Below are 12281 nucleotides of genomic sequence, written 5' to 3' on the forward strand. Positions count from 1 at the left end.
CTACTTTCTTGTACGATAAAAATGGGAGGGAAGTTTCATGATTCAACATTTTAGCTATAAGCCATTGTTTGAAAACAGTCAAATTCCGGGGTGGTCCATCCGCTTTTTCTATGAGCAGAAACGTTATGTAGCAGAATATTATAAAGATGGAAGCATCAAATTCTTTGGGGAAAGTCCAGCTGAAGAACAGAAAGAACAGCTTGAGAAAATGATTCACGAGTTAATGCTCTTTCACGTTTACGAATAAAAAGAAATGGGAGCAGTCGAATTTTCGATGCTCCCATTTTTATGCGCGTTTCGAGTTAATCATAATTTAGTAGCTGGCTGCAGAAAATTTTAGTTGCTGGCATTTGCTAATTTTTCTGCCTACTAAATTATCATTATCTACCATTTCACAGTAGCATAAATCTATTGAAATTTCAATTTTCTATCAATTTATCCACATCTGGTAAATCATTCATTTTTCTGATTATAGACACCGAATCCTACTCAAAATTTTTTCCTCAATTTTCAAATTCATAAATTGTTTTTTTAACGTAAATATTTTATGATTGTAGTATTAATTTTTTTTTAGGAGGTGTACTCTTTATTTGCCACGCTCATTTGCGCCGCAAATAGAGAATATAGTTGGACGTAGACATAGGAATCGAACTAACCATTAGGTTGATAGCATTTGCTATCTTAATTGCCGCTACGGCATTTTTTGTTGCAACTGAGTTTGCAATAGTTAAAGTAAGAACGACAAAAATTGATCAGCTCGTTGCAGAAGGAAATAAATCTGCTATGCGGGCAAAAAAGGTAATTTCAAACCTCGATGAGTATTTATCTGCTTGTCAGCTCGGAATTACGATTACGGCATTAGGACTCGGATGGCTTGGAGAACCGACTTTCGAAATAATTCTTCATCCAGTATTTGAGTTCTTTAACTTAAGTGGTAATCTCACAACTGTTCTTTCATTTATTGTTGCCTTCTCACTCGTAACATTTATTCATGTTGTCGTAGGGGAATTAGCTCCAAAAACTCTCGCTATTCAAAAAGCAGAAGCCGTAACATTAAAGCTTTCCGGATTTTTAATTCTGTTCCATAACATCATGTATCCTTTCATCCGTGCTTTAAACGGATCGGCGCGTGCATTATCTGGAGCATTTGGCTTGAAAATGGTTTCTGAAACTGAAGAAGCGCACTCTGAAGAAGAGCTTCGCATGATTTTATCAGACAGCTTTAAGGGCGGGGAAATTAACCACTCTGAATACGAATATGTTAATAGTATTTTTGAGTTTTCTGATCGAATAGCGAAGGAGATAATGGTACCTCGTACTGAAATTATCAGTATTGAAAGAGGTCAAACGATTCGCGAAGTATTTGAAGTAATGGGCATTGAACAATATACACGATACCCTGTTACAGATGGAGACAAAGACCATGTCATTGGTCTTGTTAACATGAAGCATTTATTAACAGCTTATATTAAAGATGCTGCAAATGGCGATAAGCTCGTTGATGATTATATGCAACCGGTAATCCGAGTAATTGAAACAATTCCTATTAGTGATTTATTATTAAAAATTCAAAACGAACGTATTCATATGGCTATTTTAATGGATGAATACGGTGGTACTTCCGGTTTAGTTACAATTGAAGATATTATCGAGGAAATTATCGGTGATATTCAAGATGAATTCGATGAAGATGAAATTCCGGAAATTCAGGAAATCGCAAAAGACCACTACATCTTTGACGCTAAAATGTTATTGCAGGAAATGAATGATATTTTAGGTACAACGTTTGAAGATGAAGATATCGATACAATCGGTGGTTGGTTCATGACACAACGCTTTGATGTTCAGGAAGGCGATATCATTGAGTCGGAAGGATATCAGTTCAAAGTTACGGAACTGGACGGTCACCACATTTTGTATATTGAAGTAACAAAACTTCCGCCGTCTGAAACGACAGACGAGGAAATTCTATAATCAAAAAAACCCTCACTTTTTGGCACTGACTGCCTTTTTTGAGACAGTAAGAAAACACCTTCTAAACAGCCAGTTGACGGTATTGCACCGGCGACTGGTTGTTTAGTTTCGTTTGAATACGGATATTGTTATAATAGTTTATATACTCTTCGACGATTCGAATCACACATGCATTCGTTGTGCTGTGGATTCCGTCGAGATAGAACGTTTCGGACTTTAGCGAGGAGTGAAACGTTTCGATTGGGGAATTATCAGCTGGCGTGCCTTTACGGGACATGCTCATGGTAATTCCTTTTTCTTTTACTTGTTTTTGATATTCGTAAGATGTATAGACCGACCCTTGATCGCTATGAAGAATTGCCTCACTTGAGATTCCTTCTACTTGACTCAATGTGTCCACTACGAATTGTGTATCCTGTGTCGTTCCAATTGTGTACGCAATAATTTCGCCGTTGTATAAGTCCATAATACTTGAAAGATATAACATCGATTGACCAAAAGGCAAGTAAGTAATATCGGTTACGAGCTTTTGAAGTGGCTCAGTAGCGTGGAAATCACGCTCTAAATGATTCGGTGCTATACTTGTTGGTTGCCCCGTACGCTTACGTTTCTTCACTTTAACACGACACGACCAATTATATTTTTGCATGATTTTTTGAACCGTTTTCTCGGCTAAATCCGGAAAGAAACTTGCGATTTTACGATAACCATACCGATATTTATGTGCTGCACATTTTTCACCAACATCTTGATCTCGTTTTTCTTTTGTCGTTTGCGCACCTTTTTGTTTTCTCCAACGATAATACGTGGCCCTTGCCACACCCATTAATTCACAGATTCTTTGTATAGAAATTTGGCCTCTAAGTGCCTCTACTACTTCTACAAATGCTTGTCCAACCACTTCCTTTCCAATTCCTTGTACTTTTTTAGCACTTCCACTTGCTGTTTTAAATAACGATTTTCAGCCTGTAAACGGGATTCCTCTGAATCAAACTCAGGCCCTTTTCCGAAAGAATATTGTTTCCCCACCGGCTGATGAAGTCGATATATTTCGCCAGTTTTATACCATTTCATCCATGTTTTTAATTGACTAACATTTTTAATATTCAATTCATCCATTATTTGCTTTGCAGGAATTCCTGACAGCTTCATTTCGATTGCTTTCATTTTCACTTCTGCTGGATAGCTTACTCTTGTACCCATAGAAAAAACACCTCCACGTTGATTTACTAGGTTTAATACCCGTTTTTCAACGAAAGGTGTTTTTATTTGTCTCATTAATTTAGGTCAGTGCCTTTTTCCTGCCGGAGAAAAAGTGAGGTTTTTTATTTATCGGTCTTATTTAGCTTTCATTCGTTTCAGTCAAATTATGTTTTACTGCATATAATGCCGCCTGAGTACGGTCCTGTACATGGAGCTTTGCAAAAATATTCGATATATGGGTTTTAACTGTTTTTTCAGTCACATATAACGAAGAAGCGATCTCCCTGTTGCTTTTCCCCTTTGTCAGTTCTGCCAATACGTCCTGTTCCCGCGGTGTCAGCGGATTTAAAATATGGGGCTTGTTCTCATCTTCACGCAGCCCTTCTTCTAATTGCGTAGTCGCTTCCGGATGGATCGTATTTTCGCCTCGCATAATTTGACGAATCGATTCCACCAAATCATCCGGTTCGATATCTTTTAGCTGGTATCCTGATGCCCCTGCATCCATTGCCGGCAGCACATGGTCTTTATCCGAAAAGCTTGTCAGCATCAGCACTTTAATATGCGGCCACTTGTTTTTTATTTTCTTTGTTGCCTGAATGCCGTCCATTTCAGGCATGACGAGGTCCATTAAAACAATATCAGGAGAAAGTTGTTCAACAAGTTCTACTGCTTCAAATCCGTTTTTCGCTTCTCCTACAACTTCGATATCCTTTTGAGTTTTTAAAAAGAATAATAACCCTCGTCTTACTACATGATGGTCATCTGCTATTAGTACCCGTATCATAAAATCCCCCCTAGTATGGTAAACGGACAAGTAATTCTGTTCCTTTTCCAATTTCACTTACCCAATCCGCGGTTCCTCCAACTGCATGTGCCCGGTCAATAATTGATTGCATGCCGATCGATGGTATACGGCGATGTGCCTCTACATTAAAGCCATGACCTGCATCGTTTACAACGAGTAATACATCGGTAGCGGTCACGTTTATATATATTTCTACAGTCTTTACACCTGCATGTTTACGTACATTATTCAATGCTTCCTGAGTAATTCGGAAAAGCGTTTCCTCTACTCGTGAAGGAAATTGAATGACACCCGAAACATTGACCGTTAATTTCAGGCTTAGCATTTCTGCATACACTTTGATCGCTTCAATGAGTCCGCTTTCCAACCCTTTCGGACGAAGCTGCCAAATGAGTGCACGCATTTCCGTCAAAGCCTCCTGGGTAAGCTGCTGAATATCTTTAAATGTTTCCTTAATATCCTGCTCGTTGCTCATCTCTACTCCAGCACGGGCTGTCAGTGTTACCGAAAAAAGAAGCTGGTTGACAGAATCATGTAAATCGCGTGCTAAACGGTTACGTTCCTGAACAAGCGCAATTTCCTGCTGTTCATTTGTTAAATAAATTCGTTTAATCGCAGAACCCATCTGAAAGGCTACCGATTCAAGTAAATCCAACTCCTCATCCGAAAAGCGTACTGTATTTCTTGAAGCGACATTCAGCAACCCGAAACGTTCCTGTCCTGATTGCAACGGTACCGTCGCATGGTGGGTGATTTCGTTATGGTCGCCTACATTTGCTGCGATGGCACTTTCTATGCGCTGGCATTCAATAATATTCGAAGCTTTTTTTAATTCTTCATTGCGGAAACGGGACACACACCAGCATCCGCCCTTCTTTAAATAGTGGCAATCGTTATGACTAAGCGCATTCGGTAAATCCTGCTTCACGACAAGCTCGGATTTCCCTTTTTTATCGATAAAGAAAATCCAGCCTGTTTCGAATTTCGTACCGCTTAAAAATTTCGACAGCGCCCCATTCAACATAGGAATCATTTCTGTTTCCTCGTTTAACAGCTCAGCAATTTCTTTTAATATGGCAATATTAGATTGGTCTTTTGTCATACTGGCTCTTCCTTTGCAACTTCACTTTTCTCTATCATACCATTTCAATTAAATAGAACGCACCGCTATCCCTCTCATACTTTTGAATGAAAAAAATCCTGCTATTTTTTACAATAGCAGAATTTTCCTGTAAGTTATTTTAAATATTCCACGCGGTACACATCATGGCGTCTGTCTTTTAGATGCTTAACTGTACCGTCTTGACGTTGTCGTCGCAATATTTCCAGATCGACATCCCCGATCAATACCATTTCCAGGTTCGGACTCGTCTCTCCTACAATTCCATCCCGCGCAAATTCAAAATCGCTTGGTGCGAAAATGGCCGATTGCGCATATTGAATATCCATGTTTTCCGTTTCAGGCAAGTTGCCGACCGTTCCGGAAATAACCGTGTAAATCTGGTTTTCAATCGCACGTGACTGTGCACAATAGCGCACGCGTAAATAGCCTTGACGGTCTTCTGTACAAAACGGTGTGAAAATAATATTCGCACCCATATCTGTCGCAATGCGTGCAAGTTCCGGAAACTCGATGTCATAGCAAATCTGAATGGCAATCTTGCCGCAGTCCGTATCAAATACGCGGACTTTATCTCCGTTACTGATCCCCCACCATTTACGCTCATTTGGTGTAATGTGAATTTTATATTGTTTTTCAATCGTCCCGTCACGTCTGAATAAATAGGCGATATTGTAAATTTCTTCGTCCTCTTCCTCAACAAAATGCGAACCGCCGATAATATTGACATTGTAGCGGACCGCCAGACTTGTAAATAGTTCGATATATTCAGGTGTATATTTCGTTAATTTACGAACAGCCTGTGACGGCGATTTTTCATTTAAGAAACTCATCAGCTGCGTCGTGAAAATCTCCGGGAAGACAACGAAATCCGAGCCTGCATCAGAACCGACATCCACAAAGTATTCACACTGCTTCGCAAAGTCTTCAAAGGAATCGATTGCGCGCATCATATATTGCACAACACAAATACGCACTGGATAACTCGTCTTGAAATGACGCTTTGTCAGTGGTCGGTAATCCACGTTGTTCCATTCCATTAATGTCGCATACTTGCCTGAAGCTCTATCGTCCGGTAAATAGTTTGGATTGATACGCATTAAAATAAAGCCGTTCATCATTTGGAATGTCAGCACCGGGTCATATATTTTATGGCGACTTACCGCATCCACATAATCACGTGGACTCATCTCTTCCGAATGAACATGGTAGTTTGGAATTCGGCCGCCAATAATGATAGATTTCAAATTAAGTGTTCGCGCCAGATCTTTCCGCGCCTCATACAGCCTTTGACCGACTTTCATACGGCGATATTCCGGGTGCACCATTACTTCAATACCGTACAGGTTGTAGCCATCCGGATTGTGATTTGTAATAAAGCCATTGTCGGTAATATCGTTCCATGTATGGCGGTCATCGTATTCATCGAAGTTAATGCGCAGGCTCGAGCAGGAACCAATTACTTTTCCATCTAGCTCGGCTACCATTTGTCCTTCAGGGAAAATGGTTAAATGGCTGTATAGATGTGCGCGTTCCCAAGGCTCCATGCCTGGAAAGCATATACGCTGTATTTCTAATATTGAGTCAATATCCTCTGTTGTCATATTTCGGATAATCATTGGTTTTTCAAATTGGGACATATCTAATGAATCTGTCATGCAAAACTCCCCCTCCATATTTAACTTTCCTTTTAATAGCCTTTGATAAACGTAGTAATTTACTTTTTCTCGAATTCAAACTATAATCAATGAGAATAAATATGAAAAACTTCTGCTGATAGAAGTTTCAAATTTGAATATCGAGGTAGCACTATGTCCAAAAAACTTGAAAATGCCTTGCTCATTATTTGGGTTGTATCGTTGACAGCAACGCTCGGATCATTGTATTTTTCTGAAATACGAGGCTACGAACCATGTACATTATGCTGGTACCAGCGCATTTTAATGTACCCTATTGTGCTGATTTCAACGATTGCCTACATCCAGAAAAATGCGAAAATTGCATTAACAACAGCCGTTTTTTCTACAATTGGCGCGGCAACATCTCTTTATCATTATAGCCTGCAAAAGTTAGTTTTTATGCAGGATGCAGCACCTGCTTGTGGTCGTGTAGCATGTACCGGTCAGTATATTAACTGGTTAGGCTTTATTACGATTCCATTTTTGGCGCTTACTGCTTTTGTTATTATAGCAGCAGTTAGTTTTTATATGTTAAAGGTTTTAAAGGGGGAGAAATAATTTGAAGAAGTTAGCGATTGTCGGTGCGGTTATTGTGTTATTATTCGCAGCAATTATTGTGCTGACAAACATGAAAAACAATGAAAAACTAGAAAACAATCCGTACGGTACAGACAACTTAAAACAATCAACAATCGACTTGTTGGACGATGAAAACTATCAAAATATCATTTTACCGAATGCATTAGCAGAAAAAATTGAGTCAGGTGACGGCGTTGTCGGCTATTTCTTCAGTCCTGAATGTTCTCACTGCCAAAACTACACTCCAAAACTTATGCCGATTGCCGATGAACTAGATGTTCAAGTTGATCAATTAAACATTCTTGAGTATACGGATGAGTGGACTACTTATAATATTCAAGCAACACCAACTCTTATCTACTTCGAAAATGGTGAAGAAGTTGCTCGTTTAGAAGGTGACGCACCAGATGAAACAACGCGTCAATTCTTTAACGATGTTGTGTTAAAATAAGATTATATTCAAAATCGTGTTCTTTACGAGCACGATTTTTCATTTGGAGGAAAATTAATGTTCACATATATCATTCACGAAAACGGACAAACCGTTGAAGACCTGCTTCGCGAAAAGTGGCGCTTAGGCAAAAAGCTTGTTCACGAATTACGTATGGCCAAAGCGGTTACAATCGATGGCGAGCCAATTATATGGAAAGAGTCGTTCGAGAAAGGGACGAAAATCGAATTTGCATTTGATATTCCCTCTTCTAACTATATTCCAACGGACAGCTGTGATGTAAATATCCGCTATGAAGACGAGCACTGCCTAATTGTTTCAAAGCCTAAAGGAATGGCGACACATCCAAACGAACCAACTGACAATGACACATGCATGAATCATGTAATGCGTCATATTATGGACAACGGCGGGCATTATGCAGAGCACGTACACCGTTTGGATCAAGGGACAAACGGGTTACTGCTTGTTGCAAAGCATCCGATTGCAAAGTCTATTTTTGACCGCATGATTGAGGAAAAAACAATCATCCGTACGTATGCCGCAGAAGTTCAGGGCAATCTTCGTACAGACAGCGGTACGATCAACGCGGCCATCGGTAAAGACCGTCATCACAATACTCGCCGTGTTGTGTCACCTACTGGCCAGCATGCCGTGACACATTATGAAGTAGTGAATCGCTATAAAGGTACATGTGTTGTCCATGTTGTTCTTGAGACAGGTCGTACACACCAGATTCGCGTGCATATGGCGCATTTAGGTCACCCGATCGTAGGTGATACAATGTACGGTGCACGTGAAACCGCATCAGGCGATTATGAATTGCACGCCATTCAGCTAGCATTTATGCACCCGTTTTTAGACGAGCAGATCATCGTTAAAGATAACTAAAAAACGGGGCTGGGACAGAATTAGTTCCAGTTCACGCAAAAAAGAGAAATTGCACAATGCAATTTCTCTTTTTTGCGCTTTATTAAGAAAATATTGGAAGAGGTATTAACCTCTTACCGCATACTTCCTTAAATTTGTGGCCATTAGTGCCAAACCTATTTCGTTAGTAACCTTTGATTTTCCCCGAACAGAAAATCGACGGAAACACAAATTAGCCTTCAAGAATCCAAAAACTGGTTCCACGTCAATTTTACGTTGACGATAAATGGCAGCCGTTTTTTCTTCTGAAAGCTTCGCTCTTACTTCTTCTTTTTGTTGTTCCCAATTCTCATTAATCATGAGTCTACGATTTTTCCCTTCCGCTGCTTTGGTACACTTTGTACGGAAAGGACACCCTGTACATTCTTCACATTCATAGATTTTAAATTCTCTTTGGAAACCTGATTTATCCGTACGAACAGAATTGTATTGGAATCGTAATCTCTTTTCATTTGGACATATGTATGCATCGTTTTCTTTCTCATACACCCAATTGCTTGTCTTAAAAGGATCATTTTTGTATTTTCGCTTCTGTTCGTTCAAGTAATGATTGAATGTAATGAGTGCTGTTCGTTTTCGATTGTTAAGAATATCCTGGTAATTCTGTTCACTGCCGTATCCGGCATCCGCTACAATATGCTTTGGTAACTCGAAATAATTTTCTTCAATTTGATTAAGAAATGGAATAAGCGTTTTCGTGTCTGTTGGATTTGGAAATACATCGTACGCGAGTGTATATTGACCTTCAGTAGCGATTTGTACATTATATCCTGGCTTCAATTGGCCGTTTTGCATATAGTCATCTTTCATCCGCATAAATGTTGCTTCATGATCCGTCTTTGAATAACTGTTACGTGTGCCAAACACATCAAAATCTTTTTGGTATTTCTGCTTTCTTATGATCCAATCGTGTACTTGTTTAAGTATTTGCTTCGGTGTTTTTCGTTCGCTACGTAATCTTTTTCGCTCAATGACATCGTCAGAATGCTCTATTTTGCTCGTATAGTCGTCGACTACTTCTTCTAGGTGATGTGCTACTTGAGTTAACTCTTCTAATGATAACTGTTCATCATTTTCACGTTTGATTTCAGGAATAATTTGATGTTCAAGTAACTCATCGTAAAGTTTATTTGATTTTTCTACGAGGTTGGTGTGATGTTTTTCCACTGATTTTTTCCAAACAAATGTGAACTTATTGGCATTTGCCTCAATCTTTGTGCCATCGATAAAAATCGCTTCCTGATCGATGAGTTTTTCTTCAACTAACTGACAACGGAATTGTACAAAACATTGGCGAATGAGTTCTTTCATATTTGGATGTACACGAAAACGATTAATAGTGCGATAACTTGGTTCATATCCTTGGGCAAGCCACATCATACGGATACTGTCTCTAGTCAGATCTTCAATTTTTCTTCCTGAAAAAGTGGATTGTGTGTAACCACATAGAATCAGCTTTAGCATCATACGTGGATGATACGATGGGCAACCCGTATGGTGAATGAAAGGAGCGAAAGCTTCGTTTGGAATGCTTTCGACCAAATTATGGATTGAAAAGGCAATATCATTTTTATGTAACTTTACTTCTAAATCTAGCGGTAAAATAAGTTGATTCATGTTATAATCTTTAAACATAAGGACACTTCTTTCGTTTGAAATTTGGTTGTAGGATACTTAAATTTTAACAGAGAATGTCCTTTTTTTATGCTCGAAATTATGCAGAGATTTACTTGATATAGAAGAAAAATTAGTTGTTCGGAGTGAAGGCGGCGACTCCCAGGGGACAAGCACGTGGGAGAGACTAAAGGCTCGATCCGTGCCCCCAGGAAAGCGTCCGCCGTAACGGAGAACAACGGCTACATAGTAGACACAAAATAATAAAGCCGTTCAATTTTACTCATCGTAAAATTTGAACGGCTTTTTATTGAGGAGGGTTTTGTCCCAACCTCTTTTCTTATCTTTTTTCACGCTCAATATAGGTTACTTCATTCGCTCTCGAAAGTTGATAAATTAAGCTTCTACCAGTTGAGTGTAATTCTTTTTCTTTAATTACAAACTGATCCCCTGTTTTTGTTGTAAATGTGATGTCTCCCTTGTTACTGCCTACAACATATTCATAAACAACTTCATCGAGTTCTTCCCACCGATATTGTTGTTCCTCAAATAAATAGTGTCGTTCCAATTGTTCCTGGCTAATCAATAAATAATTTTGAGTCGATAAATAACCAATGCCAATACTCAATATAAAGAGTAACATTCCGATTAAATAAACTTTCATATTACGCCTGTACGCTAAAAGCCAAAACATCACAATTAAAACAAAACCTGTTACAAGTACAAGTCTTAAATTAATCGGGTTTGGAATAAATGTGGCGGCCGACTTATTATACTGAAAAAATTCATTCTGAAAAATCGGATGGAAAATCATAATAAAAGGTGCAACAACTACAATCGTTACTGCTGACATTGAGAAAAACAAACTCGGTGAAAATTTTTTAAACACAGTTTCACTCCCCCTAAGTTAAAACGATGTTAGAAATCAAAATGGAAATTATCCGGATCCTTCCCGAAACGTTCATTGCGATTCAATGCATTTAACTGCTGCATTGTTTCATTTGTTAATTCGAAATGATATAGTTCAATATTTTCTTTAATACGTGAAGCTGTAACAGATTTCGGAATGATGATGACATCATTTTGTAAATGCCAACGTAAGATGATTTGAGCTGGTGATACATTATATTCATTTGCAATACGAATAATCGTTTCGTCGTTTAAAACATTTCCACGGCCTAGCGGTGACCACGCCGTTACCGCGATCCGCTGCTGTTCACAAAATGTGCGCAGCGTTTCTTGGGACAAATACGGATGGGCTTCGATTTGGTTGACCATTGGCGCGACATTGCAAGTTGCCATAATTTTTTTCAAATGATGTTCATGATGATTGGATACCCCAGGTACACGGATAAGCTTCTCATCATACAAGCGCTCAATTGCACGGAACGTATCTACATATTTATCCTCAACCGGCCAATGTGTTAAATAAAGATCCACATAATCCATATCAAGCTTTTTCAGTGATGTTTCAAATGCACGCAAAGTATTGTCATACCCTTGGTCGCTGTTCCAAACTTTTGTCGTAACAAAGATGTCCTCGCGCGGTACAGAAGAATGGCGAACTGCTTCCCCTACTTCTTCTTCATTGTAATAAAGCGCGGCCGTGTCGATTGCACGGTAGCCTAAATCAAGCGCTGTTTCAATCGCCTGAAGTGTTTCATCACGGTCCGTCATTTTATAAACTCCTAAACCTAAATAAGGCATTTCTACACCATTCATTAACTTTTTCGTTGATTGTAAATTCATCTTGTTCACCTCTTACATTTGATTGTGTTTATTATAACATTCTAATTATTTATCGTTTACTAATTGCTATTATTTGTTAATACATACAGTCTTGTAAACTTATTCTCTAGTATATTACTATTTACAGAATAATCTTCCTGCTTCAGGAGTATATATTATAATATATTCTCGTTG

At 38.8% G+C, this 12281-nt stretch carries 12 protein-coding genes; 5 read left to right on the forward strand and 7 right to left on the reverse strand.

Annotated features, from left to right (window positions below):
* Nucleotides 1-37 precede the first annotated feature (37 nt).
* Both B5473_RS08560 and B5473_RS08565 read left to right on the forward strand, forming a co-directional pair.
* Nucleotides 38-247 carry a YheE family protein gene (locus B5473_RS08560; RefSeq protein ID WP_008406488.1) on the forward strand — a complete coding sequence of 70 codons (210 nt, stop codon included), beginning with the start codon at nucleotides 38-40 and terminating at the stop codon, nucleotides 245-247.
* 416 nt (nucleotides 248-663) lie between these two features.
* The gene (locus B5473_RS08565; RefSeq protein ID WP_176142055.1) at nucleotides 664-1974 is read left to right on the forward strand and encodes a hemolysin family protein; all 1311 of its coding nucleotides are present in this window, start codon (nucleotides 664-666) and stop codon (nucleotides 1972-1974) included.
* A gap of 61 nt (nucleotides 1975-2035) precedes the next feature.
* Here B5473_RS08565 and B5473_RS08570 read toward each other — a convergent pair.
* The 4 genes from B5473_RS08570 to B5473_RS08585 all read right to left on the reverse strand — a co-directional run bounded on the left by B5473_RS08570 (nucleotide 2036) and on the right by B5473_RS08585 (nucleotide 6763).
* Nucleotides 2036-3177 (reverse strand): IS3 family transposase gene (locus B5473_RS08570; RefSeq protein ID WP_139377712.1). Its coding sequence is split into 2 segments (ribosomal slippage): nucleotides 2036-2904 and nucleotides 2904-3177, totalling 1143 coding nucleotides; the frame shifts between segments, so codons are not numbered across the junction.
* 139 nt (nucleotides 3178-3316) lie between these two features.
* Nucleotides 3317-3964, reverse strand: a complete 648-nt coding sequence (locus tag B5473_RS08575) for a response regulator transcription factor (protein ID WP_079524493.1) — start codon at nucleotides 3962-3964, stop codon at nucleotides 3317-3319.
* A gap of 10 nt (nucleotides 3965-3974) precedes the next feature.
* Entirely contained in the window at nucleotides 3975-5087 is a 1113-nt protein-coding gene (locus B5473_RS08580; protein WP_079524494.1) for a GAF domain-containing sensor histidine kinase, read from the reverse strand.
* A gap of 134 nt (nucleotides 5088-5221) precedes the next feature.
* The gene (locus tag B5473_RS08585) at nucleotides 5222-6763 is read right to left on the reverse strand and encodes a bifunctional GNAT family N-acetyltransferase/carbon-nitrogen hydrolase family protein (RefSeq protein ID WP_079524495.1); all 1542 of its coding nucleotides are present in this window, start codon (nucleotides 6761-6763) and stop codon (nucleotides 5222-5224) included.
* A gap of 153 nt (nucleotides 6764-6916) precedes the next feature.
* Between B5473_RS08585 and B5473_RS08590 the strand changes: the two genes are divergently transcribed.
* From B5473_RS08590 to B5473_RS08600, 3 genes are read left to right on the forward strand one after another with little or no spacing between them, the layout of a single operon-like run.
* Nucleotides 6917-7342 (forward strand): disulfide oxidoreductase, encoded by a 426-nt coding sequence (locus B5473_RS08590; protein ID WP_079524496.1) that lies wholly within the window; start codon nucleotides 6917-6919, stop codon nucleotides 7340-7342.
* 1 nt (nucleotide 7343) lies between these two features.
* On the forward strand, nucleotides 7344-7814 hold the full coding sequence (locus tag B5473_RS08595; RefSeq protein WP_079524497.1) for a thioredoxin family protein: 471 nt from the start codon (nucleotides 7344-7346) through the stop codon (nucleotides 7812-7814).
* Nucleotides 7815-7871: 57 nt separating this feature from the next.
* Nucleotides 7872-8705 carry an RluA family pseudouridine synthase gene (locus B5473_RS08600; protein ID WP_079524498.1) on the forward strand — a complete coding sequence of 278 codons (834 nt, stop codon included), beginning with the start codon at nucleotides 7872-7874 and terminating at the stop codon, nucleotides 8703-8705.
* 105 nt (nucleotides 8706-8810) lie between these two features.
* Here B5473_RS08600 and B5473_RS08605 read toward each other — a convergent pair whose 3' ends face one another.
* From B5473_RS08605 to B5473_RS08615, 3 genes are all read right to left on the reverse strand, one after another.
* Nucleotides 8811-10379 (reverse strand): IS1182 family transposase, encoded by a 1569-nt coding sequence (locus tag B5473_RS08605; protein ID WP_079523334.1) that lies wholly within the window; start codon nucleotides 10377-10379, stop codon nucleotides 8811-8813.
* A 319-nt stretch (nucleotides 10380-10698) separates the two neighbouring features.
* Entirely contained in the window at nucleotides 10699-11247 is a 549-nt protein-coding gene (locus B5473_RS08610; RefSeq protein ID WP_079524499.1) for an acyl dehydratase, read from the reverse strand.
* Nucleotides 11248-11276: 29 nt separating this feature from the next.
* Nucleotides 11277-12107 carry an aldo/keto reductase gene (locus tag B5473_RS08615; protein ID WP_079524500.1) on the reverse strand — a complete coding sequence of 277 codons (831 nt, stop codon included), beginning with the start codon at nucleotides 12105-12107 and terminating at the stop codon, nucleotides 11277-11279.
* Between the last annotated feature and the right edge of the window lie 174 nt (nucleotides 12108-12281).

Source organism: Solibacillus isronensis (assembly GCF_900168685.1).
Taxonomy (GTDB): Bacteria; Bacillota; Bacilli; order Bacillales_A; family Planococcaceae; genus Solibacillus; species Solibacillus isronensis_A.

Coding starts and splice junctions, on each gene's coding strand:
- B5473_RS08560 (WP_008406488.1), top strand. CDS start 38: ATGATTCAACATTTTAGCTATAAGCCATTGTTTGAAAACAGTCAAATT.
- B5473_RS08575 (WP_079524493.1), bottom strand. CDS start 3,964: ATGATACGGGTACTAATAGCAGATGACCATCATGTAGTAAGACGAGGG.
- B5473_RS08580 (WP_079524494.1), bottom strand. CDS start 5,087: ATGACAAAAGACCAATCTAATATTGCCATATTAAAAGAAATTGCTGAG.
- B5473_RS08585 (WP_079524495.1), bottom strand. CDS start 6,763: ATGACAGATTCATTAGATATGTCCCAATTTGAAAAACCAATGATTATC.
- B5473_RS08590 (WP_079524496.1), top strand. CDS start 6,917: ATGTCCAAAAAACTTGAAAATGCCTTGCTCATTATTTGGGTTGTATCG.
- B5473_RS08600 (WP_079524498.1), top strand. CDS start 7,872: ATGTTCACATATATCATTCACGAAAACGGACAAACCGTTGAAGACCTG.
- B5473_RS08605 (WP_079523334.1), bottom strand. CDS start 10,379: ATGTTTAAAGATTATAACATGAATCAACTTATTTTACCGCTAGATTTA.
- B5473_RS08615 (WP_079524500.1), bottom strand. CDS start 12,107: ATGAATTTACAATCAACGAAAAAGTTAATGAATGGTGTAGAAATGCCT.